Genomic DNA, 22,732 nt, shown 5'->3' on the forward strand with positions numbered 1-22,732 from the left:
CATGGCCCAGGCTTCAGCGGAAGTCGATGCGCCCGTAGACGCCATGGGTTCCTCCGCCGGGGCCCGCGGCGAAGAAAAGCGTGTCCGTCGGCTGGTTGCCGATGCCGTTGCCGAACGCGATCCCGTGCAGTCCGTCGATGGCGATCGGATTGCCGTCCGCCATCGACATTGTGCCCAGCAGAACACCGGTCGAGGTGTCGAACGCGTTGATCTTTCCGTCGCCCACGTTGGCCACCAGCAAGGCGTTGCCGAAGCTGCCGAAGGCGGCCGGCGCCATGGCCATGCCCCACGGTGCGTTGAGCGCGCCGCCGGGCGACACCAGCCGCTTGACCAGGTTGCCGGCGGTGTCGAAGACGTCGATCGCGCCCTGCCCGGCGCCCGGGACAGCAACGCCCGTCTGCGCGCCCTGCCTGGCATAGCTCACATAGACCCGGTCGCCGATCGCCTGGATGCCGTAGGGCGCATAGCCGGGCGGCAAGGCCTGGTCGACGAAGCTGCCCGCGCCGCCGACCTTGTTGAATGTCGCGTCGAACATGTCGACCGTCGCATTCCGGAAATCCGCCGCGTACAGGAAGTCCGACGCGCCCCGGCTGGCGAGCGCCAGCCCGGTGTAGACCGCCCCGGCGTTGCCGCCGTCGAAGACGGTGATGGCATGGGTCTGGTCGACGCCGGGCGACCAGCCCGACAGCGTGCCGCCCAGGCCGGCGAAGATGAAGGCACTGGCGCCGGACATGCCGTTGGCCGTGACCATGAAGTCCGAATGGCCGTTGAAGACGATGCCGGTCGGCCTGGCGCTGCCCGCAGTGCCGGGCGGGATCGACACCACCAGCGACTGCGGAACGCCGGCGCCGTCGTACAGCGTCGAGGTCGAGCTGGACCGGTTCGCCACCCAGACGAAGGCCCGCGGGTTGAAGACCACGCCCCACGCGTCGACCAGGGTCGGATCGGCGTTGGCGTTCGCATACAGCGTGTTCGCGACCGGCAGGTCGGACACCAGGTTGGTCGCGACGAAGCCCTTGGCCATGACGGCCGCGCCGCCACCGGCAGGGGCGGCGGCAGGCGGGGCGATGACCGACGCCATGCCGCCGGAATAGCCACCGCCGCCACCGCAGGCGGCCACCACGATCGCGCTCGCAAACGCGATTCCGTACAACTTCAGGCGGCAGGTGCTGGTCATGTTGCGTTTCCTTTCGGGCTGGGCTCGGTGTATTCCGCGCCCGGGCCCGAAGGTTCATCGGCCCGCAGTTCAGAAGGCGAACGAGGCGCTCAACACCAGCGTGCTGTTCGCCGCGGGTCCGTAGGCGGTCGGGTAGATGCTGCTGCGGCCGCCGGCGACCCAGTCGATCCGCACCTCCCACGCGTCGCGCGCGATCGCCAGCCCGATGCTGCCGTCCAGGTCGGCCCGTCCGTCTTCGGCGGGCGAGCCGCCGACCCGCACCAGGGCACCCGCATGGGCCGTCGCGCGCACCAGGGCCGAGAGGGGAACGCCGACGTTGAACTCGGCATAGGCGGTGCGCATGCCGCGCCCGAAGTAATCGGGCGAATAGTGCAGCCGCATGTTCCAGCGCTCGCCGTTCAGCCCGGCGAAGGCTTCGCCATAGTCGTAGCGCGAATCGACGCTGAAGTGGACGCCGGTCGCGCCCGCCTCCCAGCCCAGGCGCTCCGACAGCCGGCCCGCATAGCCGGCGTAGCCGAGCAGTTGCACCTGGCGCCGGTCGTACGGGCCCAGGGCCACGCCGGTGAGCGAGGCACCGCCGAACCAGCCGCTCGGATGATCGTAGGTGGCGCTCAGCTGGTAGGTCGGCCGGTCGTCGCTGAGCGAGACGCCCCGCCAGCGGTAGTCCGACAGCAGCGCGACGCTGCCGCCGGCCTGCGCCAGGGCGACGCCGCAGGCGAGGAAGAGCGAGGGGCCGAGCGCGACACGCAGACCGGCGGCCGGCATGTCACTGGCGCAGGTTGGGGGATGTCGTGGAGCGCGTCACGGTGCGGACGCAGGCGCCGCCGCCTGCGACGCGGGCCAGTGTGGCACAGGCGTCGATCCCTCCACCCGGAAGGGACACGACACCGGCCGTCGAGGGCAGCCCGCCGCGTGCCGGCGACGGCTCGCGCATCAGGGCGAACAGGCCCGCCACATGGGCAGCGGCATACGACGAGCCCGACACCAGGTTCCATCGGTCTCCCGGCAGGGTGGTCGGCACGTCCCGCCCCGGCGCCACCAGCACGCCCGGCAAGGCCGGCCCTTCGCTCTCGTCGCTGACCGCCACCACGCCCGCATGGGAGGCCGGGAATCCGCCATCCCGCCGGCTTCGATCGACCGCGGCGACGACGCTGATGCTGCGCGCCAGCGCCACGTCCAGCAGCCTGTCGAGCAGGCGGTCCGATGGCCCGCTGAGGCTCAGGTTGATGACCTCGGCGCCGTGGGTGATGGCGAAGTGCAGCGCCATGGCCAGGCCCAGGCTGGTGCACACGGTGGACTGGCTGCTCTGCTGCCAGCAGGCGCGCAGCGCCAGCAGCCGGGCGTTCGGCGCCACCCCCAGGATGCCCGCGCCGTTGTCGGCCCGCGCGGCGATGATGCCGGCGACCGCGGTGCCGTGGTCCTCGGGCCGGTCGCCATGGCCGTCGACAAAATCCTCCTCCAGCGCCACCTGGCCTTCGAGGTCCGGATGGTGCCGGTCGATGCGGCTGTCGACCACGGCCACGCGCACGTTGCGGCCGGTGGCGATCTCGTGCAGTTCCTCCAGTTGCCAGGCCTGCACCACCGGCTGCAGCGGGGCCAGCGGGTCGTCGTGGCCGCGGGTTCGAAACTCGTTCATCGGCTGGGCCCAGTCGACGCGCGGATCGCGCGACAGGGCCTGCGCCACGTCCTCGGGCGGGCGGTCGTCCGGCACGGTCAGCACGAAGCAATCCACGCCCAGCAGCGGCATGGCCCAGTCGGTGACCAGGGTCAGCCCGTGTTCGCGCGCCAGATCGGCCGCCACGCGGCGCCGCGCGCCATGCGCCGCGCCGCCGCCATAGCCGCCCGAATAACCGCTCTCGGGCCGGTAGTGTTCCGGCGGCAGGCGCAACAGCAGCAGCACCTGGCGGGGAGCGGCGGCCGGCGCTTCGACCGGGTCGGCCGCCGCCGCGCCGGCGAAGGGCTGGAGCGCGGCCAGCGCGAGCAGCCAGGCGACCAGCCAGCGCTTCATGGCGCCGCCCGGCGATCGAGCGATTCGACCAGCAGCACCGCCTTTTCCTGGCGCAGGCGCTGCACCGCGGCCGTTTCGAGACCGGCCGGCACGGCGAGAAGGTAGGCATCGGTGGTGGTCGGCCCGTAGACCAGCCGCGCCCTGCTGTCGCGCAGCACGCGCCGCATCTCCTGCTCGGTGGCGTCGGGCCGGAACCTCACGATCAGCTGGCCGCCGTCGACGCCGGCCGGCACGGCCGCGGGCTCGCCGAGCGCGCGGTAGCGCGGTTCGGGCCACAACGGCAGCACGAGCAGGCCACCCAGGGCCGCGACCAGCACGCACTGGCCGGCCAGGGCCCAGCGGGTCCAGGGCGGACTCTCGCGCCAGCGATCGCGCAGGCCCGCCAGCAAGCCGCGACGCCGCGGCGGCTCCGCGCCGCCGACGAGGCGCCCGCGCAGCGCGGCGAACCCCTGGTCGGCATCGCCGGGGTCGTCGCTGCCGGTGGCCGCATAGGCGGCCTGCAGCGCCCGCTCCACGGCCAGCTCGGCCCGGCAGCGCGGGCAGTCGGCGAGGTGGGCTTCGACCGCCTCGCGCTCCTGCGCGTCGAGCGTGGCGCCGACGTACCAGGGCAACAACGACTGCACCTTCAGGTGCACATCGCTGCCGAGGGGGACCACCTGCCCGCTCACAGCCAATCCTCCAGCCGGCCCGCCAGCAGGGTCTTCAGCCTGCGCCGGGCGTGGAACATGCGCGTCTTCACGGTGTCGACCGGGCAGCCGACGATGTCGCCGATCTCGCGGCAGCCGATGCCGTGGAAATAAGCCAGGTGGACGACCGCCCGCTGCTCGAGCGAGAGCTGGTCCACCGCCTGCGCCAGCGCCGCGCACATCTGCGAGCGGGCGGCGCGGTGTTCGGGGCCGGCCTCCGGCGGCGCGGGCTGGTCGTCGCCGCCCTCGTCGTCGATCGGCTCGTCGAGGCGGCTGAGCGCCTTGAGGGCCTTGCGGTAGCCGATCGCGAAGATCCAGGTCGAGACCTTGCTGCGGCCGTCGTAGCTGGCGGCACGGTTCCAGACCACCAGCATGGTGTCGTTGAGCACTTCGCCGACCAGGCCGGAGCGCCGCATCACGCGGTCCAGGAAGCGCGAGAGGCGGGGGTGGTAGGCGCGGTACAGCTGCTCGAAGGCCTGCAGGTCGCCGTTGGCGGTGCGGCCGACCAGGCGGGCCTCGGCGCTTTCGGCCAAGGCGGCCCCCTCGGCCGATGGCCGAACGGCATCGCGGGGCATGCTCGGCATGGGGGACTCGACGCGTGGGACGTACGGCGCACTGTACTCCCGGCCGTCGAGGCGGGTCGGGTGGCGGGCGGCCGACTGCGGGGGAATGCCCATGGGACCTCCAGGCGGGCTGGCGCGATGATCCGGGCGGCGGCTGCCGCCCCGGTCTGTTCATTCCCGGAACCGCAGGATCGGTTCAAATGCTCGCCGACCGGACGGCGTCACAGAACTGCGTACTTAAGCGTGCATTAGTTCCTTGGAGCGCCCCGTGAGAGTAGCCACAATGACCTACATGTCACGTCCATCTGCCGACTCCCAAACCCAGAGCTTCAGCAGCTTCGCGTCCTTGAACCGGGCGGACCAGACGCATCCGCCCCGAGCCCCGTCCCGCTCGAAAGAACGCGTGGTCGGGTTCCTGCTCGCCGGCCTGGTCGCGGTGCTGGCGATCTGCCTGGTCATCGGGACCCGCTAGCGGCTGCGCGATCCCAGGGCGGCGTCCCCTTGAAGGCGTCGGCCAGGAAATCGATCATCACGCGCACCTTGGCGCTCAGGTGGCGCCGGCTCGGGTACACCGCGAGGATGTCGATGTCCGCCATGCGGTAGCCCGGCAGCAGCGGCACCAGCCGCCCCGCCCGCAGGTCGTCGCCGACCAGGAAGCTGGGCTGCCAGATCACGCCCACGCCCGCCAGCGCGGCAGCGCGCGCCGTGTCGCCGTTGTTGGCGCGCATGACCGAAGGCACCTTCACCACATGCTCCAGCCCGTGCGCATCGAACAGGTGCCAGTCGTCGCCGGTGGCCGAGAAGGTGTAGCCGATGCAGGCATGGTCGGCCAGGTCGGCGGGCGACTTCGGCCGGCCGTGCTGGCGCAGATAGCCCGGCGCGGCGCAGACGATGTTGCGCGACGCCGCCAGCTTGCGTGCAATGTGCGTGGTCGACCCGGTGCGCGAAATCCGGATGCCGAGGTCGAAGCCCTCTTCCACCAGGTCGACGACGCGGTCGATCAGCGACACCTCGAGCTCCACCTCGGGGTACTTCTTCAGGAACTTCGGCCACAGCGGCGCCAGGTGCAGGATGCCGAAGCTCACCGGCGCGTTGACCCGCAGCCGCCCGCGCGGCTGCAGCGTGCTCGAGGCACTCAGCGCCTCGGCCTCGGCCACCTCGTCGAGGATGCTGCGCGCCCGCTCGTAGAGCGCCTGCCCGCTGTCGGTCAGCGAGAGCTTGCGCGAGTGGCGATTGAGCAGCCGCGTGCCCAGGTGGGCCTCTAGCTCGGCGATATAGCGCGTCACGTTGGCGGGCGAGGTGTCGAGCGCCTCCGCCGCGCGCGCGAAACCCTGCCTGGCGACCACCGCGACGAACACCTCGAAGGCGCGCAGCCGGTCCATCAACCTCTCCTTGATTCACAAAAGCTGAACGAATTGTGCTTCTTCAGGCCATTTACCTCAAGGAAGATGAACCCTACAGTTCATTCCACGGCACGACACCGCGCCGCATCAACCACCCCAAACTGAAGGAAGCATCATGAACAGACTCAACGGCAAGCGCGCACTCGTCACCGGCGGCACCAGCGGCATCGGCCTCGAGACGGCGCGGCAGTTCATCGCCGAAGGTGCCCGCGTGGCGGTTACCGGCAGCAACCCCGAGACCATCGAGCGGGCCCGCGCCGAACTCGGCAAGGAAGCGCTCATCTTGCGCGTCGACGCCGGCAGCGTGGCCGACCAGCAGCACCTGGCGCAGGCGCTGAAGGAATCCTTCGGCCAGATCGATGCGGTCTTCATCAACGCGGGCGTGGCCGATTTCCGGCCGCTCGAACAATGGGACGAAGCCGGCTTCGACCGCTCGATCGCGGTCAACCTCAAGGGCCCGCTGTTCCTGGTGCAGGCGCTGCTGCCGATCCTTGCGAATCCGACCTCGATCGTGCTCAACACCTCGATCAACGCCCGCGTGGGCATGCCCAATTCGAGCGTCTACGCGGCGACCAAGGGCGGCCTGATCACGCTGGCGCGCACGCTGTCGGGCGAGCTGATCGGCCGCGGCATCCGCGTCAACGCGGTCAGCCCGGGCCCGATCTCGACGCCGCTCTACGGCAAGCTGGGCCTGCCCGCGGCCGATCTCGACAAGATGGCCGGCGCCATCCTCGGCCAGATCCCGGCCGGCCGCTTCGGCGACCCCTCGGAGATCGCCAAGGCGGTGGTCTTCCTCGCCTCGGACGAGTCGAAGTTCACGGTCGGCAGCGAACTGGTGATCGACGGCGGGATGAGCAACCTCTGAGACAGGGCGCGGCCAGTAGCTGGCTAGACGCCATAGGAGCGGCAGAGATCGAAGAAGGCTTCGAGTTCGGTGGACTTGTCGAAGACGCCATCCGCACCGAGGTCTCGACACCTTCGACGAATCTCTGGCGTGGGGTAGTTGGTCAGCACGACCATGTGCTGGTGCGGCGATCGGTCTTGCGCGGCACGCAGAACGCCCAGCCCGGAGCCCTCTTTCAGGAACAGGTCCACGACGGCCAGGTCCCAGTCCTGCTTGTGCCGATCCAGTGCGGCGATCGCTTCCGAAGCCGTCTCGGCGGTCTCGATCACGAGCGCGTCGGCCATTTCCGCCAACGTCGGTATGAGGTTTTCGCGAATCGTCTCGCTGTCCTCGATGAGGATCGTTCTGAGCGGCATCGTGGTACGCGTGAAAGCGCTGGGTTATGAATCGCCACGGGGGCCTGCTAGCGCTGTCGATTAGCGCAGAACGTCACCCGCCCACTTGTAGGCCAACAGCCTGTAACCGCTACGGATCGCTTTGAGTCAATGGCGAGGGGCACCCTGGGCCGGCGGACTGCGGTCGGAACCGCCGCCCGAGCCGTCGCCGGAGCCGTCGCCGCCCTGGGCAACCTGCTCCAGGGTTTCGTTGACCTCGTCAAGCATTTCCGCCGATTTGGTCAGCCGCTTCTCGAGCTCGCCTGCCTGCTCGACCGCGCGGCCGACCACTTCGGCCTGGGCGTCCTGGGAGAGCTCTTCCTTGAGGACCGTGTGGACGACCAGGAGATCATCGGCAGCCTTCTTGACCTCCTCGGTGGCGTTCTTGTTCTTGTCCAGCGCTTCCTCGATCGTCGACGTGGATGCTGTTTCAGCCTGGTTTGGGTTGCCCATTTTTCGCTCCTCGATATGGCCGGTGATGGCCGCGGCCGGTCCCCCAGCGGAATCCGACTGTACGGCAGAAGCCGGGCAAGGCGGAAATTGCCTGATTCTGGAAACCAGGAGTAAGCGGCCGAAAAGGAGACGCCTCGCACGCGCGTCGCGGACCAAGCTGCAAGCAGCCGCCCCTAGTCTCTGCGTCACGGGCTCCCTGTCGCAGCCCGAACCACGGACCGGAGGGCCTATGCAAGCGACCGAGGATCTTTTCTCGATGATCGTCGACCCGCTTCGCCTGGAGGGCGCTTTTGTAAGCGCTTGGCGAACCGGGGGCGACTGGTCCTTTGCAGGACCGCGCGAAGCCTGCGCGCTCTTCCACTATGTCGAAGAGGGATCGATGGCGATCGACATCGGACACCCGAACGCCACCATCCCCCTGAACCAGGGCGACCTGGCCATCTTCCCGCACGGCGGCGCCCATCACCTCGGGTCGCGACCTGAGCATCGCGCTCACGCAGGACATCGTGAACAACGGCGAAGTCAGTGCGAATGGCGACCTGAGCTACGTCACGACCGGCAACCTGACCAACAACGGGAAGCTGCTCGCGGGCGGCACGCTCACCGCTGGCGGCAACGTGGTCGAGAACACGGCCGATGCGGAGATGAGCGGCACCGATTCGTTCATCCGGGCCGGCACGCTCAACAACCGGGGGCTCATCGACAGCCATGGCCAGACACGTGTCGATGCCGGGGTCGTGAACAACGTCGGGACGGGTCGTATCTACGGCGACGAGGTGGCGATCGGTGCGGGCACCTTGAACAACGACGCCGAAACAGTCAATGGCGCGACGAAGTCTGCGACCATCGCCGCGCGCACCAGTCTTGACATCGGCGCGGACACCATCAACAACCGCGACGGGTCCCTTCTGTTCAGCGCCGATGAGTTGTTCATCGGCGGCGCCCTCGACGCCGATGGCTACGTCACCGGCAAGGGCAGCGTACTCAACAACGAGAGCGCGAGCATCGAATCGTTGGGCGACATGTCGATCGCGATGGCGACCGTCAACAACATCGACACCCACCTGAAGGTGGAGCAGCGGACAACCTCGGAAGACAAGACCTACCTGAGCACCCTCGACGGCAAGATCTGGAGCAAGGACGACACGCGCGGCGATCCGTTCACGGGTCAGGTATGGCACCGCAATGCGGACGGAAGCGAGACACTGGTCGGCATCAGCTATCTGGACTGGCAGGTCAAGCAGACCACCACGCGCGATGTCGCCACGAACATCGCACCCGCACGGCTGGCGACCGGCGGCGACATGGACATCGACGGGCAGCTGTTCAATCGCGACAGCAGTGTGACCGCCGGCAAATCGCTCACCGCCCCCGGCGCGAAGAACACGGCAACGCAGGGCAGTTCCACCACCAGCTACAGCGGCATCGCCACCGGCTATGACGGCTCCGGCATGGCGTTCTTTCCGATGGTGCCTTACTCGGACCCGCCGAAAAGCATCGACGTCGGCGCCTTCGAGTACCGGTCGAACACCGATGCCACCGCAGGCTATGACGCCGGCTCCGCACGCGACGTCAACGGACCGGGCGGCGCAGCAGAGCATGCAGGCGGCGTCTCGGGTGGCGGCGGCCCCGGCACGGTGATCGAGGTGGCGTCGGCGGTGAAGGGCTCGATCAAGGTGGCCGGAGACTCCGCCGGTCCAGCGGACGCAGCCGACGCCAACGCGACCGCTTCAGGCTCGCGCGACGTTGCCATGGTCGTGCGCACCAGCACACCGGCCACGCGGCTGCCCACGGCGAGCCTGTTTCAAACGAAGCCCGGCGCCGGCGGCTACCTGATCGAAACCGATCCGCGCTTCGCGAACTATCGCAACTGGCTCGGCAGCGACTACCTTCTCAACGCCATGGGCATCGATCCCAACAGCGTGCAGAAGCGCCTGGGCGACGGCTCCTACGAGCAGCAGCTCATTCGAGAGCAGGTCGCGCAACTCACGGGCTACCGCTACCTCGACGGCTACTCGAACGACGAGGCGCAATACACGGCGTTGATGAACGCGGGCGTGACCTTTGCCCAGAAATACCAGCTGACGCCCGGCGTAGCGCTCACGGCCGAACAGATGGCGCAACTCACGAGCGACATCGTGTGGCTGGTGGAGCAGACGGTGACACTGCCCGATGGCAGCACGCAAAGGGTGCTCGTGCCGCAGGTCTACGTTCGGGTTCAACCCGGCGACATCGACGGCTCCGGCGCGTTGCTGTCCGCAGATCGCCTGACGATCAAGAACAAGGCGGGCGAAGGCGACTTCACGAACAGCGGCACCGTCGCCGGGCGGTCGCTGGTGTCCATCACGGCCGACAACGTCAATAACCTGGGCGGACGCATCTCGGGCGGCAACGTGGCGCTGGATGCCAGGGCCGACATCAACGTCATCGGTGGCACGGTCGATGCGCGCGACTCGATGGATCTCAAGGCCGGCAACGACATCAACATCCGGACCACGACGTCTTCCTCCAGCAACGGGCAATTCAGCCAAACCAGCATCGACAGAATCGCCGGCGTGTATGTGACCAACCCGGGCGGCACGCTGGAGGCGAATGCCGGGCGGGAGGTGAATCTCGTCGGTGCGATCATCGAGAACAAGGGTGTCGTCGCCGACAGGCGCGCGTGTCATCGCCTCGTACATCGCAGCGGTGGGCCGCGTCACCGTGTCGCTGTGCAGATCGACCAGCCCGCTCATGCCGCACCCAATCGCCCGTCGAGTTCCTTGTTGACGATCGAGAGCCAATAGGCAATGCCGAAAGGCAGCGCCTTGTCGTTGAAGTCGTAGCGCGGCGTGTGCAGGTTGTCGCCGCCGTCTCCTTCGTGGCGACCGTTTCCGATGAGCATGAACGCACCGGGCCGCCTCGCCATCATGTAGGAGAAGTCTTCGCCGCCAGTGACGCGCGGCATGTCGTCGGCCACCGCCTCCGCGCCGACCACCTCGCCTGCCGCCGACAGGGCCCTTGGCAGCGCGGAACCAACGAGAATACGAACGGGCTGCTGAGGCAGTACCTTCCCAAGGGCATCGCTGTCTCGGCATTCTCACAGGCCAATCTCAATGCATTGGCGCGGAGGTTGAACGAGCGTCCCAGGAAGACTCTCGACTTCCAAACGCCGGCTGAGATGTTCAGTCAGATCGTTGCATCGACCGGTCGAATCCGCAGCCAAAACGAGTCATTCTCGAATGGCCGCTTACCGGCGGTGCGCCAAGTCGCTGTTGTGTCTCTACGCCCGGACTGGGAAGGCCATGGCGATCACCTCCTCCGCGCTGAGTCGGGAACCCTCATCGCGAAGCCGACCGAGCGCCTCGGTGTCCAGACCCGTCTTGATGATGGCGAGTGCGTCTTCGTAGCAGCGCTCTGTCAGCAGGGTCAAGCGTTCGTGGTTGGGCCCCAAGCGGTTGTCGATGTTGGCAATCGTCTTCGCTGCTTCGACGAACCGGCCCTGGCGCGCGAGCAGCTGCGCGATGTAGCAGAACAACCAGACAGCCGGACCTGCCGTGTGCGTGATCATGGTCGTCGCGGTCCGCAACGAGATCCCAGCCGCTTCGAGATCGCCAAGACCAACGAGTGCCAAGCTGCGCCAAGCGAGGAGATATGCGCGTACGTAGGTGCACTCAATCGCCGTTGACCCGCCAAGAAGATCGTCGCATCGATGCAATGCGGACGCAAAGTCGCCCGCTTCCAGGTCGAAATGTGGAAGCAGGAATTCACACCCGTCTCCGTAATAGCTGTCTCCTCTAAGATGGCTCTGCAGGACAGAGTCAACGAGTTTTCGCGCCTCCTCCGGCCTGCGCTCAACGAAGTATTCGCAAACTGCCTTACACCAGGCGATGGCAAATTGCAGCCACGACGGCCAAGCCGGGTCAAGCAGTGCATCCATCTCGGTCAGCGCTCTTTTCGCCGCCGCACGATCGGCGAGAAATGCGAGGTGGTAAGTAGCTGATGTCAATGACATGAACACCCAGAATCGATCGCCCAGGCTGCGAAACAGCTCAGCGGCCTTGAGTCCCGCCTCGGCCTGACGCTTCGTGCCGGTCTGCATTCGCAGGTCCGAGACCGCGAACCAGAAACGGGCCGCCAGTCGAGGCGGCGTCGCTTCGTCCACCCACGGCACGATGGCCCGATACAAGCGCGCACCTTCGTCGTTGAAGCCCTGAGCATCCCAGAGCATGTCGGTGGCAGCGGCGAGCGCCACGGCGATCTGGCGATCGCCGCCGGGTCCCATCGCCCAGGCCGCGGCCGCGCGGACGTTGTCCAGATCGGGCGCGATGCGACGCATCCGCGCCAGCGGCTCCTCGAAGGGATCATCACCAGTCAAGGTGTCGGCGATCGCCTGCGCATGGCGCCTTCGGATCGCTTCGAGCGATCCTGCAGCGGTCAGCCGCTCCAGCGCGAAAGCCCGGCTGCTCTCGAGCAGCCGATAGCGCTTTGTCTGCCCGCCCTCGACGAGGACCAGCGACTTGTCCACCAGGGAGGCCAGGTGATCGAGCACCGCCCAGGCATCGATCGCTTCGTCGGCCGCCACCTGCTGCGCAGCCTCCAGCGAGAACGTGCCCATGAACACGCCGAGCCGATCGAACACCGTCTGCTCCACTGCGGTCAGCAGCCCGTGGCTCCACTGCAGCGCCGCGCGCAGCGTCTGATGCCGTGGCAGTGCCATGCGGCTGCCCGCTGCCAGCAGCTTCAACCGCTCGTTCAGCCGCTGACGCACCCCGCGCACCCCCAGCAGCGACACCCGCGCCGCGGCCAGTTCGATCGCGAGTGCCATCCCGTCGAGCCGCCGGCAGATCTCGACCACGTCGTCCACGTTCCCGGCGTCCACGGCGAAGCCGGCATCGACGGCCTGCGCGCGTGCGACGAACAACTGCACCGCGCCGTATCCAAGCGCTGCCCTCACGTCCGCGCTCGGCGGCACCGCCAGCGCGTTGAGCCGACTGATCTGCTCCTGAGCAATGTGCAGCGGTTCCTGGCTCGTGACGAGCAGCCGCACGCCCGGGGCGCCCGCCCCGAGCTGCGAGGCCAGCTCGGCCACCGCTTCAAGCAGGTGCTCGCAGTTGTCCAGCACCAGCAGCAGACGCTGGTCCCTGAGCACCTGAACCAGGGACGCGAGTGCGGTCTCCTTCACCGCCATGGGGTGCCCCAGCACCCGCGCCACGGTGGGCACCACCAGCTGCGGATCTGCCAGCGGGGCCAGTTCCACGAGCCAGGCGCCGTCGGCATGGCTGCCGCGCACGGCGTGGGCCACCGCCTGCGCCGCCCGAGTCTTGCCGATCCCTCCAGGGCCCACCACGCTCACCACGCGATGGAGCTCCAGCAGCCGGACCAGCGCCGCGACGTCCTCCGCGCGTCCATACAACGGTGGCAGCCGCGTCGGCAGATTGCCCAAGGCCTGGGTCGATGGGGTTGCCGAGCGAGGCGCTTGCGGCGCGGCGGCCCCTTCCGTGGGAATTCCAAACGCATGCAGCGGCTGCCCTATGTTGCGCACCGCATGCTGGCCCTGGTCCACGAAGCTATGAGCGGCCCGCTCGCCCAGCGTGGTGCGCACCGAGTCCGATACCGAGATGCCGCCCTCGAGCGCCAGCGCCTGCAGTCGCGCCGCCACGTTCACCCCGTGGCCGTAGACCGAGCCGTCGGGCTTCTCGATGACGTCGCCCAGGTGGACGCCGATGCGAAAGCGCAGATGGGCCGCCTCCGGTTGGCCAGTGTCCGCGCACGCGAGCTGTCGCTGTACGGCCACGGCCGCATCGACTGCACCGGCGGCGGTCTCGAACACCGCCAGCACCGAGTCGCCGGCCGTGTCGACAATGCGCCCACCATGTTCGGCGACGCGCTCGCGAAAGACCTGGCGCGCTGCATCGAGCTCGGCCATCGTCGCGAGCTCGTCCTGCGCCATCCGACGCGAATACCCCGACGCGTCGGCGCAGAGGATCGCCATCAACCGATGCCGCAAGGCTGAATCGTTCACAAGGAACCCCCGAATGCTGCGAGGCAGCATCGTAGACCTAGCGTGGGGGCGTGTCACCCTTGTAGCCGCGCAAGGCTGGCAGCAAGGTCGGCACGCACCGCGCTTGGTTTGGCCGCCGTCACAACGGGTGACATGGGACTGGCGATCACCACGGCGCGCGCCGCCGGACCGCTCGCTTCCATCAACAGCAAGGCGTGTGGATTCGACCAGCCACCGCGTTACATCGGCGACTCGCGCGAGCCCGGAAGATGCACGACATTGAGAGACCGCTTTCTGCCAGCGAATTCGTCGCCTCGGTTGACCGGATTGGGCCCCATTGCCGACGCTCGACCCGCTCCGGAAGCGATGCCCGATCGCCTTCGCAGAATCGCAGCCGACTCCATAGCCCTCCTTGACCTGAACCTATCGGGGTAGGCATGATTCAGCATTGCCGCCTCCCAATTTCGGGGGTGGACACGATGAATTCTTCGCAGGATAGGACGCGCCTCTCATGATTCGCCGAGAACGCCTGGCCGCCAGAATGGAGGGGGACTTCGTGGTGTTCCTCATCGGCATGCGCATCAACCAGCCCTTGAAAGTTCATAAGTGGCTGCCCGTCGCAGCCGCCATGCCCCGGATGATCAAGGAGCTGTATCGTCAGCCGGAACGCGGCTTCCTGCATGCTGAAGCATGGTTTTCGCGGACGATTGTCGTGCTCCAGTACTGGCGTTCCATGGAGCAGCTATTGGCCTATGCGAAGGACAGGGAAGCCGAGCACCTCCCTGCGTGGAAGGCGTTCAATAAAGCGATCGGCACTGACGGCTCGGTGGGCATCTGGCACGAGACTTACGCGGCCTCGCCTGGCACCTACGAGAACATCTACGTCAACATGCCGTTGTTCGGGCTCGGCCGGGCTGGAACGACCCAGAGTGTTGCAGAAGCCAACCGCTCAGCGGCCGCACGACTGAGAGCAACGAAGAATCAGCCCTGATTGCACGCGCCAGCCGTGTGGCCGTCATACCATTTGGGAAGTGGAGTGCGAAAGCACCACTGTGCCCACCTTGGCATGCAACGGATGACCCTCAATGGCCTTGGCCAGGAGTAACGCGATGGAAAAAGCATTCGGTCTCTCCATCCCGCGCACGCTCGACGATGTCTGCAATCCCAGGGACATGGCGCTGCTCGTGTACGACATGCAAGTCGGCATCGTCAGCCAGGTGCCGGATGGCGCCGCTCTGACGGCGCGTGTGTATGACGCGTTGACCATCGCGCGCGAAGCCGGGATGCGCGTGTGCTTCACGCGGCATCTGTCCTTGCCGCGCGAGTTCATGGGTTCGTTCCAGTATCGGATGGCGATGAGCTGGCAGCGTGTCGACAGCCCCGACGACGTGCGGCCATGGTTCCTGCGCGACTCGCCAGGGTTTCAGCTCGTCCCTGAGCTCGCGCCGCTTCAAAGCGAGCCCATCTTCGACAAGATTGCGATGTCCGCGTTCGAAGGAACGCCGTTGTCCTTCGCACTTCGTGACTGCGGCATCCGGGCGATCGCGATCGTCGGCCTGGCCATGGAAATCGGCATCGAGCCTACCGCTCGACACGCTGCAGATCTCGGCTTCATTCCCGTCATCGTCTCCGATGCGTGCGGGCATGGGAACGAGGACGCCGCGCGTGGCTCTGTCAGGCTGTTGGAGTTCGCCGGGGACGCGATCTTCACCGAGACGAATTTCTTGCGACGCTCCCTCGCTCTCCGCCGCTGATCGTGCGCTTCGGCGAGGGGAAGCCGAGGAGCACTTCAGCCGGGCCGAATAGCAGCCGTTCGCGGACGGCAGCTCCGGGTCGCCCGGTATTGCATTCATTTACACATCCAAAGGCCTCGCCGCTGCGTACAAGAAGCGGGTACTCGGTCGAGCACCCGATTGGCCACGCATTTGCCATCCAACCCGTCGAGGTGATGCTCATGAAATTCTCGAACCCATCCATCCGATTCGGACTGCTCGCCACATGTGCAATCGCCGCCGGCAGCGCGATGGCGTCCAGCCACCGCGAGGCGCCATCCATTGCCGGCATGCCCAAGGTCGATGCCACCGACTTCTACATGTTCCGCAGCTACGAGCCAGGGCGCGAGGGCTTCGTGACGCTGATCGCCAACTACCAGCCCGACCAGAGCCCGTACGGTGGGCCGAACTACTTCACGATGGATCCGAATGCGCTCTACGAGATCCATCTCGACACCGACGGCGATGCGGTGGAGAACATCACCTTCCGCTTCAAATTCACCAATACGCTGCGCGACATCCAGTTGCCCATTGCCGACAAGAAGGTGTCCATTCCGCTGGTACAGGCGGGCCCGATCTCGGCGCCGAACCAGGCGACCAGCAACCTGCGCGAGACCTACACGCTGGACATCGTGCGTGGCGATCGTCGCACCGGCAGGGTCGAGCCGGTCTCGATGGCCGGTGGCGGCACGGTGTTCGACAAACCGACGGACAACATCGGCGACAAGACTTTCGGCGGCCCCAGCGGCTATGCAAGCTTTGCGAACCAACATCTCTTTGCGGTCAACATCCCGGGCTGCAGCACGCCCGGTCGCGTCTTCGTGGGACAGCGCAAGGATCCATTCACCGTCGCGCTCGGCCAGGTGTTCGACCTGATCAATCTCAATCCGCTGGGCTCGACCAGCGCCAACGCGGACGCGCTCGCCGGCAAGAACGTGACCACGATGGCGCTCGAAGTGCCGATCGCCTGCGTCACCACCGCGGGCAGCCCCATCATCGGCGGCTGGACCACCGCCAGTGTGCGCCAGGGCCGGCTCATTGCCAGCCCCCCGAAGAGCGGCCATGGCACGACGGCGCTGAACGGCGGGCCCTGGGCTCAGGTGTCGCGCCTGGGCATGCCGCTGGTGAACGAGGTCGTGATCGGCCTGAAGGACAAGGACAAGTTCAACAGCTCCAAGCCAAAGGACGATGGGCAATTCGCTGATTACGTGACCAACCCGACGCTGCCGGCCCTGATCCAGACCCTGTTCCCGAGTGCCGCAGCACCGACCAACTTCCCGCGCACCGATCTGGTCGCTGCCTTTCTCACCGGCGTGGAGGGTGTGAACAAGCCTGCGAATGGCAAGGCTTCGGAAATGCTGCGTCTGAACACCTCGGTGGTGCCGACACCCAAGGCCAGGCAGAACGGGCTGGGTGTGCTGGCCGGGGACAATGCCGGCTTCCCCAACGGCCGCCGGCCCGGCGACGACGTGGTGGATGCCGAACTGCGCGTGGCGATGGGTGCGCTTTGCGTCGCCACCGGTGCGCTCGACGCATTGAAGGTCGGCTGCAAGCCGTCCGATGCCCCTGCCGGCGGCGCTGCGCTGACCGATGGCGCGCTGCAGAGCCCGGCGCAGTTCCCGGAGGCGTTCCCGTACCTGAACACCCCCCTCCCGGGTTCTCAGTAAGGAGCACGACATGAACCGCATGATCATTCGGATCGGCCTTCCGCTGGTTGCGGCCTTGGTCGTTGCCGCCTGCGGTGGTGGCGGGGGCGGCGGCTACCTGCCGCCCATCGGCAGCGGCAGCGGCACGACATCCGCCGAAACCGCCACCCTCGATGCGTTCCTGGCCTATGTGAAGGCGCTCGTCGCGACCGCGCTGGACACGGCGGAACCAGCCGACGTGTCGGCATTTGATCCCCCGACGACCACGGAGGCCCGGGAACCCATCGCCATACAGTGATGCGCAGACCCAACGGCCCCAGGGCCAGCCTGGCCCGATGCGGCCTGCTGGCGGCGCTGCTGTTCGCAGCCGGAACACCGCTCAGCGCCGCACCGCGCGTGCCGGCCAGCGACGACACGATCGTCGAAACGCTGCCCACCATCGCGGGTTGGCCGCGCGAGGAGCGGCGGCTGCGGCAGGCGCTGGCACAGCGCCCGCGCGACGAAGCCACCGCGCTCGCTGCCGCCCAGGCCTACCTGGACCTGGCGCGAACGCAAGGAGATGCGCGTTACGCCGGCTACGCCATGGGCGCGCTGCAGGCCTGGGATGCGACAGCCGCGGCGCAGACGCCGCCCGCCGTGCTGGTGATGCGAGCCACGATCGCGCAGTTCCTGCATGACTTCGACGGCGCCGAAGCCACGTTGAAGTCGGCGCTGGCTCGTCAGCCCGGCAACGCGCAGGCCTGGATCACGCTGGCAACCATCCTGCGCGTGCGAGGCCGCTATGCCGAGTCGGACGCCGCGTGCCGCGCGCTGGGCCGCGTCGGCCCTGCGCTATATGGGCTGGCCTGCCTCGCCGAGAACGCAGGCCTGCGCGGCGACCATGCGTCGGCACGCGACACCCTGGGCGGCTTGCTGGCAGATCCGGCCGTGCAGGGGGCGCAGCAGGCGGGCACGCGCCAATGGCTGCTCACGACCCTGGCTGAAATCGAGGAACTCGCGGGGCGTCCTGTCGCGGCCGAGGCCTTCTACAGACAGGCGCTGCAGGCCGCTCCCGCGGGTTACCTTCTGATCGCCTACAGCGACTACCTGCTGCGCCAGAATCGACCCGCCGAAGTCCTGTCGCTGCTCGCCAGGGAGCCGCGCAGCGACGCGGTGCTGCTGCGACTGGCCATTGCTGGACGCGGTCCCGTCGGCACGGACAGCGCTCGCAAGGTTCTCGACGAGCTTCAGGCCCGCTTCGACGCGGCGGCGCAGCGGCCGGGGAATGCCGAAGTGCATGCGCGCGAAGGCGCCTTGTTCGCGCTCGACGTCGAAGGTGATGCGCGCCGTGCACTCGATCTGGCCCGCGCCAACGTGCGCCTGCAGCGCGAGCCTATCGACCTGCTGCTGCTCGCACGCGCCGCCAACGCGGCCCACGACGAGGAAGCGCGCGGCGAACTCAAGACACTGATGCAACGCACGGGATTGCGCGATGCGCGGATTGACGCCTTGCTTTGACATGAGGCCCGTGTCCACGCGGTGGATGCGCTGCACGAGCGCGTGCCTGAGCGTCTTGCTGTTCACCTTCCTCGCTGCCGGACCTCGCACGGCGCACGCGCACAAGGCAAGCGACGCCTACCTGCAACTGCAGACGACCGGCGATACGGTGGACCTGCGCTGGGACATCGCGTTGCGCGACCTCGATACCGTGCTCGATCTCGACCTCGACGGCGACCGCCAACTGAGTTGGGGCGAAGTCAAGGGCCGAATGGATGAGATCCGCGCCTATGCGCTCGCGCACCTGCGGCTGCAGCAGGGGCGCTGCGTCCTGACCGAGGCCGCGCCGCCGGCGGTGGACGAACGCATCGACGGTGCCTACCTGGTCTTCCGGCTGCAGGCCCGATGCGATGTGGCGACGGCGCTGTCGATCGACTACCAGTTGTTCCGCGAGGTCGACCCCACGCACCGCGGCCTGCTGCGCCTCACGGCGCAGGCAGGCCATGAGCCACAGGTGCGTTCGCTCGACCCTTCCGGCGGGTCGGTCACTCTGAACTGGCCTTCGGCATCGCATGACACCGGACAGGGCGCGAATGCGGCCGATGCTGCGGCGCCCAACGCGAGCCTGTTCCGCGACGGTGTGCACCACATCCTGATCGGCTACGACCACATCCTGTTCCTGATCTGCCTGCTGCTGCCCGCGGTGCTGCGCCGCCGCGCCGGCGACTGGGAACCGGTGATCACGTGGCGCGAGGCGGTCCTGCCGATGCTCGGCATCGTCACGATGTTCACCGTCGCGCACTCCCTCACGCTGGCGCTGGCGGCGCTGAACATCGTGCACATCTCGCCGCGCGTGATCGAGCCGGCCATCGCGGTCACGATCGTGCTCGCCGCGTTCGACAACATCCGCCCCTTGCTGCGCGGCCGGCGCAAGCTCTTCAGCTTCCTGTTCGGGCTGATCCACGGCTTCGGATTCGCCGGTGCGCTGGCCGAGATGGAGCTTCCGACGCGAGGCTTCGTCCTGGCCCTGCTGCAGTTCAATCTCGGCGTGGAAGCCGGCCAGCTTGTCGTGGTGTTCTCGGCGCTTGGCGCCTTGCTGGCGATGCGCCACTGGCCGGGCTACGAGCGGGTGCTGTTGCACGGCGGGTCGACCGCCGCGTTGCTGATCGCGGGGATCTGGTTCATGGAGCGGGTCTTCGACCTCAGGGTCCTGCCGTTCGCCTAGGGAGAGGCCGAGCCGCCATGGCCTCTCATCGCACTCCGAGAGCGTTCGCAAGTCGCTCCAGTGTTCCGAGCTGCCAATTCCTCTCATCGACAAATGACTCGGGATCGCAGACTGCGCCATAGCCGCCGTCGCCGTAGACCGCAGCGTAAGCGGCGTAGTCTGCCGCCTGAACAACACGGCCGCCCAGTGCATTCGCCACGGCATAGCTTGCTGATACAGCTGCGTGACCCACCCCGTCCAATGATCGAGAGCCTTGATGCCGATTGGCCAAGATCGCGGCTTCAGCCGCGGCCCGATCGAGCGCTGCTCGATCCGCTTCCCCCTTGACGTACGCCGCCAGGATGTCGAGGCAGCGCGCGACACCCTCGTCCTCGAGCAAGTGACGGACTCGTTGCACGCATTCACAGGCAAACGCCAACTTCAGCGCCTCATATTGCGCAGACGATTCACAGGCCTGCAGGGCGGCGGAAACTGCATCGGTCATGACTTGTATTTCCTTGTGATTCACTCGCCCCGAACGGGCAGCAAAATGTGAGCTTGGCAACAACCTTTTGAGGACTGATGTCGATGATCTACGAACTACGCGTCTATACCGCAATGCCTGGCCGGCTACCTGACGTTCTTGCCAGATTTCGCGATCACACCGTGGGCATCTGGAACCGGCTGGGGATTCGTCAACTCGGATATTGGACGACTGCGGTCGGACCTGACAGCAACGTGCTGACCTACATGCTTGTCTGGGAGAGCCTGGCCGAGCGTGAGGCCAAGTGGGGCACGTTTGTCGTCGATCCCGAATGGGTCGAGGTCAGGAAGACGAGCGAGGCAGCCGGACCGATCGTTGCGAAGATGGACAACTCGTTCCTGGCGCCAACCTCTTTCTCGCCTGCGAAATAGGGCTCGCCGGTCCCAACGCATTGGCCGCGACCAGCCTGTAGCCCAAAGTGTTTCCTTTTCGTGCCAGTTGCCACAAAATGCGCGCACCAACCCTGAGGAGCCTGCATGAGCGTCATGGCGGCAATCGATACGGCGGTGCGGCTGCAGCTGGCGCGCGACAAGCCGGCCGTGGTGTGGAAATACAGCGACCTCATGAATGCGGCTGGCGGGCTCGCCTTCGACCAGGCGAGCATGGGCACCTTCCTGCAGGACGTGGCGGCGCGCCTCAAGGTCGACACCCCGTCGCTGAGCTATGACTGGAATCGCTCGAACACCGCCGAGTGCCTGCAGTCGAGCGTCTATGTGCTGATCGGCCGGATCGCTTCCGACATCGACCGCAGCGCGGGCAGCAAGAAGGACTGACCATCATGGCGGACTTCCGACCCGTCGCGCTGCCGCTTTTCGACGCCGATGCGCCCGCGTCCGAGGCGTTCGACAACCCGGGTCTCCGCAGGTTCGCCGGCGTCGTGTCCATCGCGCCGGATGGCTACAGGCTGCACCGGGCCGCGGATCTCATGGGCCTGGCCGGCAGGCCCGGGGGCTTGCCCCTCATGCGCGCCGGAGGCCTGCTGGCGCGAGAGCTGACGCCCGAGATGGCGGCGAACGCCGGCCTCGATCCCTTCGCCCCGGAGCTCCACGGCGTTGCCAACCTGTGCCGGAGCCTGCACGTGGACGCGCTGGTGACGCAGCAGACGCAAGGCGCCGACGGCCAGGCGATCGTGATGGCGTACGTCGACGCGAAGTACGACATGAGGCTGGTCGGGAGCAAGTACCGATGCGCCGTCGGTGGCGAGAGCTACGACGAGCGGGACTACAAGACCTACGGCGGGCAGTGCCCGTTCCACAAGGCACCGCTGCGCTGAACGCGCGGACGGCCACCTCATGTTTGGCCAGGTCCTCGACAAGCTCGACACCTATTTCGGGCGCGCCTTCCTGCTCGCGCGCTATGTGCCCTGGCTGCTCTTCGCGGCAGCGAACCTGGTGCTGGCCTGCCTCGAATTCCCGGCCGTGCGCGCCTTCGCAGCGCAGGCCTATGCGGCCCCGGCCGGACGCATCTTCGACCTGGTCATCGCGATGCTGGCGATCTGGGTGATCGCCTATGCGACCTCGCCGCTGGCGCAGTTCGTCACGCGCTTCCTCGAAGGCGCGACGATGTGGAAATGGGTCGCCCACCTCACGATCGTGACCCATGCCCTGCGGCGCGACGCGCTCGAGAACGCGTATCGGCGCGACTTCGCGCTGAGTGCCGCCGTGCCCAAGTCCGGCGCCGTGATCGAGGCCCTCCAGGATGATCGGGCCGTGGGCGCCCGCCATCGCAAGATCGGCAACCGGCGGGCCATCGACGCGGCAGAAAAGGACATCGCGCGGCTGCGAACCGAGCGCTGGTTCAACCGCGTGATCTCGCCCGAACGCTTCGACAGCGCGCGCCGCACCCTGTCGAGGGCCTTGCAGGAGAACTGCGCCGACGCGGGCCTTTTTCTCGAGGCCGCCGACAAGCAGCAGGCGTCGCGATTGCACGATCTGCACGAAGAGATGGTGCGCCGCCTGGCGCCCTATGCCCTCGACCGGGCCGAGCAGATCGAGGAACAGGCACTGGCCGAGCGCGAGCGCCTGTTCGGCGAAAGGGAGCTGGCGCCGACCCGCCTCGGCAACGACGCGGCGGCGCTGCGCAGCTACTGCCTGACGCGCTACGGCATCGAGTTCGACTTCTTCTGGCCGCGCTTCCTGCTCGTCGTGCAGAAGGACACGAAGCTCAGCGACTCGCTGGCGATGGCCAAGATCCAGCTCGACTTCTCGATCCTGACGCTCACGCTGACCGTGGCCACGGTGTTTGCGTGGTCGGTGTTTCTGTTGTTCGATGGGCGCTCGTTGTGGACGGCCCTGGCCGTGATCGGATTGGGCCCGGTCGTGGCCTACGGGTGGCTCGGCATCGTGCATGCGAGCTATGCGGGCTTTGCCGAGACCGTGCGCAGCGCCATCGACCTGCACCGGTTCGAACTGCTTGCGGCGCTTCGGCATCCTCTGCCGGCGAGCACCGACGACGAGAAGGACGCGTGGGCGGCGGTCAGCCGGCTGTCGATTTTGAACAGCAAGACGAATGTCGTCTTCCAGCACCCGGCGCCATGATG

23 protein-coding genes and 4 pseudogenes are annotated in these 22,732 nt (G+C 67.4%); 15 read left to right on the plus strand and 12 right to left on the minus strand.

Annotated features, from left to right (window positions below; translation table 11 throughout):
- Positions 1 to 13: 13 nt before the first annotated feature.
- From QTI17_RS16845 to QTI17_RS16865, 5 genes are all read right to left on the minus strand, one after another.
- Positions 14 to 1,177 (minus strand): TIGR03118 family protein, encoded by a 1,164-nt coding sequence (locus tag QTI17_RS16845; RefSeq protein WP_286534554.1) that lies wholly within the window; start codon positions 1,175 to 1,177, stop codon positions 14 to 16.
- 69 nt (positions 1,178 to 1,246) lie between these two features.
- Positions 1,247 to 1,942, minus strand: a complete 696-nt coding sequence (locus QTI17_RS16850) for a TorF family putative porin (RefSeq protein WP_286534557.1) — start codon at positions 1,940 to 1,942, stop codon at positions 1,247 to 1,249.
- 1 nt (position 1,943) lies between these two features.
- Positions 1,944 to 3,185 carry a S8 family serine peptidase gene (locus QTI17_RS16855; RefSeq protein WP_286534559.1) on the minus strand — a complete coding sequence of 414 codons (1,242 nt, stop codon included), beginning with the start codon at positions 3,183 to 3,185 and terminating at the stop codon, positions 1,944 to 1,946.
- On the minus strand, positions 3,182 to 3,853 hold the full coding sequence (locus QTI17_RS16860) for a zf-HC2 domain-containing protein (protein WP_286534561.1): 672 nt from the start codon (positions 3,851 to 3,853) through the stop codon (positions 3,182 to 3,184). The genes QTI17_RS16855 and QTI17_RS16860 overlap by 4 nt, the downstream gene beginning before the upstream one ends.
- Positions 3,850 to 4,548: a sigma-70 family RNA polymerase sigma factor gene (locus tag QTI17_RS16865; protein WP_286534562.1), complete on the minus strand. Its 699-nt coding sequence runs from the start codon at positions 4,546 to 4,548 to the stop codon at positions 3,850 to 3,852. The genes QTI17_RS16860 and QTI17_RS16865 overlap by 4 nt, the downstream gene beginning before the upstream one ends.
- Positions 4,549 to 4,726: 178 nt before the next feature.
- On the opposite strand from QTI17_RS16865, the gene QTI17_RS16870 reads away from it, so the two are divergent.
- Positions 4,727 to 4,906 carry a hypothetical protein gene (locus QTI17_RS16870; RefSeq protein WP_286534564.1) on the plus strand — a complete coding sequence of 60 codons (180 nt, stop codon included), beginning with the start codon at positions 4,727 to 4,729 and terminating at the stop codon, positions 4,904 to 4,906.
- Here QTI17_RS16870 and QTI17_RS16875 read toward each other — a convergent pair.
- Complete coding sequence (locus QTI17_RS16875) at positions 4,890 to 5,816, minus strand: LysR family transcriptional regulator (protein WP_286534565.1); 927 nt, start codon at positions 5,814 to 5,816, stop codon at positions 4,890 to 4,892. The two genes, QTI17_RS16870 and QTI17_RS16875, sit on opposite strands and share 17 nt — an antisense overlap.
- 136 nt (positions 5,817 to 5,952) lie before the next feature.
- On the opposite strand from QTI17_RS16875, the gene QTI17_RS16880 reads away from it, so the two are divergent.
- The gene (locus QTI17_RS16880; RefSeq protein ID WP_286534566.1) at positions 5,953 to 6,702 is read left to right on the plus strand and encodes an SDR family oxidoreductase; all 750 of its coding nucleotides are present in this window, start codon (positions 5,953 to 5,955) and stop codon (positions 6,700 to 6,702) included.
- Between the two features lie 23 nt (positions 6,703 to 6,725).
- Here QTI17_RS16880 and QTI17_RS16885 read toward each other — a convergent pair whose 3' ends face one another.
- Both QTI17_RS16885 and QTI17_RS16890 read right to left on the minus strand, forming a co-directional pair.
- Positions 6,726 to 7,097, minus strand: coding sequence for a response regulator (locus QTI17_RS16885; protein WP_286534567.1), 372 nt, complete (start codon positions 7,095 to 7,097; stop codon positions 6,726 to 6,728).
- A 126-nt stretch (positions 7,098 to 7,223) separates the two neighbouring features.
- Positions 7,224 to 7,568 carry a hypothetical protein gene (locus QTI17_RS16890; RefSeq protein WP_286534568.1) on the minus strand — a complete coding sequence of 115 codons (345 nt, stop codon included), beginning with the start codon at positions 7,566 to 7,568 and terminating at the stop codon, positions 7,224 to 7,226.
- Positions 7,569 to 7,824: 256 nt separating this feature from the next.
- Between QTI17_RS16890 and QTI17_RS35055 the strand changes: the two are divergent.
- Positions 7,825 to 8,046 (plus strand): annotated as a pseudogene (locus tag QTI17_RS35055) (cupin domain-containing protein); the annotation flags it as partial.
- Positions 8,036 to 10,210 (plus strand): annotated as a pseudogene (locus tag QTI17_RS16895) (hemagglutinin repeat-containing protein); the annotation flags it as partial. The pseudogenes QTI17_RS35055 and QTI17_RS16895, both read left to right, overlap by 11 nt.
- Here QTI17_RS16895 and QTI17_RS16900 read toward each other — a convergent pair.
- Positions 10,211 to 10,294: pseudogene (locus tag QTI17_RS16900) on the minus strand (beta-eliminating lyase-related protein); the annotation flags it as partial.
- Positions 10,295 to 10,299: 5 nt separating this feature from the next.
- On the minus strand, positions 10,300 to 10,527 hold the full coding sequence (locus QTI17_RS16905) for a M20/M25/M40 family metallo-hydrolase (protein WP_286534569.1): 228 nt from the start codon (positions 10,525 to 10,527) through the stop codon (positions 10,300 to 10,302).
- 24 nt (positions 10,528 to 10,551) lie between these two features.
- Between QTI17_RS16905 and QTI17_RS16910 the strand changes: the two are divergent.
- Positions 10,552 to 10,758, plus strand: a pseudogene (locus QTI17_RS16910) (transposase); the annotation flags it as partial.
- 72 nt (positions 10,759 to 10,830) lie between these two features.
- Here the strand turns inward: QTI17_RS16910 and QTI17_RS16915 are convergent.
- The gene (locus QTI17_RS16915) at positions 10,831 to 13,572 is read right to left on the minus strand and encodes an ATP-binding protein (RefSeq protein WP_286534570.1); all 2,742 of its coding nucleotides are present in this window, start codon (positions 13,570 to 13,572) and stop codon (positions 10,831 to 10,833) included.
- 490 nt (positions 13,573 to 14,062) lie between these two features.
- Here QTI17_RS16915 and QTI17_RS16920 point away from each other — a divergent pair, with 490 nt between their 5' ends.
- The 6 genes from QTI17_RS16920 to QTI17_RS16945 all read left to right on the plus strand — a co-directional run bounded on the left by QTI17_RS16920 (position 14,063) and on the right by QTI17_RS16945 (position 19,670).
- Positions 14,063 to 14,542, plus strand: coding sequence for a DUF4188 domain-containing protein (locus tag QTI17_RS16920; protein WP_286534572.1), 480 nt, complete (start codon positions 14,063 to 14,065; stop codon positions 14,540 to 14,542).
- Positions 14,543 to 14,660: 118 nt separating this feature from the next.
- Positions 14,661 to 15,305, plus strand: coding sequence for a cysteine hydrolase family protein (locus QTI17_RS16925; RefSeq protein ID WP_286534574.1), 645 nt, complete (start codon positions 14,661 to 14,663; stop codon positions 15,303 to 15,305).
- 194 nt (positions 15,306 to 15,499) lie between these two features.
- On the plus strand, positions 15,500 to 16,990 hold the full coding sequence (locus QTI17_RS16930) for a DUF4331 domain-containing protein (RefSeq protein ID WP_503011075.1): 1,491 nt from the start codon (positions 15,500 to 15,502) through the stop codon (positions 16,988 to 16,990).
- 10 nt (positions 16,991 to 17,000) lie between these two features.
- The gene (locus QTI17_RS16935; RefSeq protein ID WP_286534575.1) at positions 17,001 to 17,267 is read left to right on the plus strand and encodes a hypothetical protein; all 267 of its coding nucleotides are present in this window, start codon (positions 17,001 to 17,003) and stop codon (positions 17,265 to 17,267) included.
- Positions 17,267 to 18,466 (plus strand): tetratricopeptide repeat protein, encoded by a 1,200-nt coding sequence (locus QTI17_RS16940; protein ID WP_286534577.1) that lies wholly within the window; start codon positions 17,267 to 17,269, stop codon positions 18,464 to 18,466. The genes QTI17_RS16935 and QTI17_RS16940 overlap by 1 nt, the downstream gene beginning before the upstream one ends.
- 55 nt (positions 18,467 to 18,521) lie before the next feature.
- Positions 18,522 to 19,670: a HupE/UreJ family protein gene (locus QTI17_RS16945; protein WP_286534579.1), complete on the plus strand. Its 1,149-nt coding sequence runs from the start codon at positions 18,522 to 18,524 to the stop codon at positions 19,668 to 19,670.
- A gap of 25 nt (positions 19,671 to 19,695) precedes the next feature.
- Here QTI17_RS16945 and QTI17_RS16950 read toward each other — a convergent pair whose 3' ends face one another.
- Positions 19,696 to 20,154: a hypothetical protein gene (locus tag QTI17_RS16950; RefSeq protein ID WP_286534581.1), complete on the minus strand. Its 459-nt coding sequence runs from the start codon at positions 20,152 to 20,154 to the stop codon at positions 19,696 to 19,698.
- An 83-nt stretch (positions 20,155 to 20,237) separates the two neighbouring features.
- On the opposite strand from QTI17_RS16950, the gene QTI17_RS16955 reads away from it, so the two are divergent.
- The 4 genes from QTI17_RS16955 to QTI17_RS16970 all read left to right on the plus strand — a co-directional run bounded on the left by QTI17_RS16955 (position 20,238) and on the right by QTI17_RS16970 (position 22,730).
- The gene (locus tag QTI17_RS16955; RefSeq protein WP_286534908.1) at positions 20,238 to 20,564 is read left to right on the plus strand and encodes an NIPSNAP family protein; all 327 of its coding nucleotides are present in this window, start codon (positions 20,238 to 20,240) and stop codon (positions 20,562 to 20,564) included.
- 105 nt (positions 20,565 to 20,669) lie between these two features.
- A complete protein-coding gene (locus tag QTI17_RS16960; RefSeq protein WP_286534582.1) occupies positions 20,670 to 20,966 on the plus strand; it encodes a hypothetical protein in 297 nt (98 codons plus the stop codon).
- 5 nt (positions 20,967 to 20,971) lie between these two features.
- Positions 20,972 to 21,466 carry a hypothetical protein gene (locus QTI17_RS16965; RefSeq protein WP_286534584.1) on the plus strand — a complete coding sequence of 165 codons (495 nt, stop codon included), beginning with the start codon at positions 20,972 to 20,974 and terminating at the stop codon, positions 21,464 to 21,466.
- A 19-nt stretch (positions 21,467 to 21,485) separates the two neighbouring features.
- Positions 21,486 to 22,730, plus strand: coding sequence for a hypothetical protein (locus QTI17_RS16970; protein ID WP_286534586.1), 1,245 nt, complete (start codon positions 21,486 to 21,488; stop codon positions 22,728 to 22,730).
- Positions 22,731 to 22,732 lie beyond the last annotated feature (2 nt).

Source organism: Variovorax sp. J31P179, from assembly GCF_030316985.1.
GTDB classification, from domain to species: domain Bacteria; phylum Pseudomonadota; class Gammaproteobacteria; order Burkholderiales; family Burkholderiaceae_C; genus Variovorax; species Variovorax ginsengisoli_B.

Excerpts from the sequence above, each read along its gene's own strand:
- QTI17_RS16955 (WP_286534908.1), top strand. The coding sequence starts at position 20,238 with ATGATCTACGAACTACGCGTCTATACCGCAATGCCTGGCCGGCTACCT.
- QTI17_RS16940 (WP_286534577.1), top strand. The coding sequence starts at position 17,267 with ATGCGCAGACCCAACGGCCCCAGGGCCAGCCTGGCCCGATGCGGCCTG.
- QTI17_RS16880 (WP_286534566.1), top strand. The coding sequence starts at position 5,953 with ATGAACAGACTCAACGGCAAGCGCGCACTCGTCACCGGCGGCACCAGC.
- QTI17_RS16950 (WP_286534581.1), bottom strand. The coding sequence starts at position 20,154 with ATGACCGATGCAGTTTCCGCCGCCCTGCAGGCCTGTGAATCGTCTGCG.
- QTI17_RS16890 (WP_286534568.1), bottom strand. The coding sequence starts at position 7,568 with ATGGGCAACCCAAACCAGGCTGAAACAGCATCCACGTCGACGATCGAG.
- QTI17_RS16925 (WP_286534574.1), top strand. The coding sequence starts at position 14,661 with ATGGAAAAAGCATTCGGTCTCTCCATCCCGCGCACGCTCGACGATGTC.
- QTI17_RS16935 (WP_286534575.1), top strand. The coding sequence starts at position 17,001 with ATGAACCGCATGATCATTCGGATCGGCCTTCCGCTGGTTGCGGCCTTG.
- QTI17_RS16845 (WP_286534554.1), bottom strand. The coding sequence starts at position 1,177 with ATGACCAGCACCTGCCGCCTGAAGTTGTACGGAATCGCGTTTGCGAGC.
- QTI17_RS16970 (WP_286534586.1), top strand. The coding sequence starts at position 21,486 with ATGTTTGGCCAGGTCCTCGACAAGCTCGACACCTATTTCGGGCGCGCC.
- QTI17_RS16870 (WP_286534564.1), top strand. The coding sequence starts at position 4,727 with ATGTCACGTCCATCTGCCGACTCCCAAACCCAGAGCTTCAGCAGCTTC.
- QTI17_RS16875 (WP_286534565.1), bottom strand. The coding sequence starts at position 5,816 with ATGGACCGGCTGCGCGCCTTCGAGGTGTTCGTCGCGGTGGTCGCCAGG.
- QTI17_RS16965 (WP_286534584.1), top strand. The coding sequence starts at position 20,972 with ATGGCGGACTTCCGACCCGTCGCGCTGCCGCTTTTCGACGCCGATGCG.
- QTI17_RS16885 (WP_286534567.1), bottom strand. The coding sequence starts at position 7,097 with ATGCCGCTCAGAACGATCCTCATCGAGGACAGCGAGACGATTCGCGAA.
- QTI17_RS16960 (WP_286534582.1), top strand. The coding sequence starts at position 20,670 with ATGAGCGTCATGGCGGCAATCGATACGGCGGTGCGGCTGCAGCTGGCG.
- QTI17_RS16855 (WP_286534559.1), bottom strand. The coding sequence starts at position 3,185 with ATGAAGCGCTGGCTGGTCGCCTGGCTGCTCGCGCTGGCCGCGCTCCAG.
- QTI17_RS16920 (WP_286534572.1), top strand. The coding sequence starts at position 14,063 with ATGATTCGCCGAGAACGCCTGGCCGCCAGAATGGAGGGGGACTTCGTG.
- QTI17_RS16930 (WP_503011075.1), top strand. The coding sequence starts at position 15,500 with ATGCTCATGAAATTCTCGAACCCATCCATCCGATTCGGACTGCTCGCC.
- QTI17_RS16865 (WP_286534562.1), bottom strand. The coding sequence starts at position 4,548 with ATGGGCATTCCCCCGCAGTCGGCCGCCCGCCACCCGACCCGCCTCGAC.
- QTI17_RS16850 (WP_286534557.1), bottom strand. The coding sequence starts at position 1,942 with ATGCCGGCCGCCGGTCTGCGTGTCGCGCTCGGCCCCTCGCTCTTCCTC.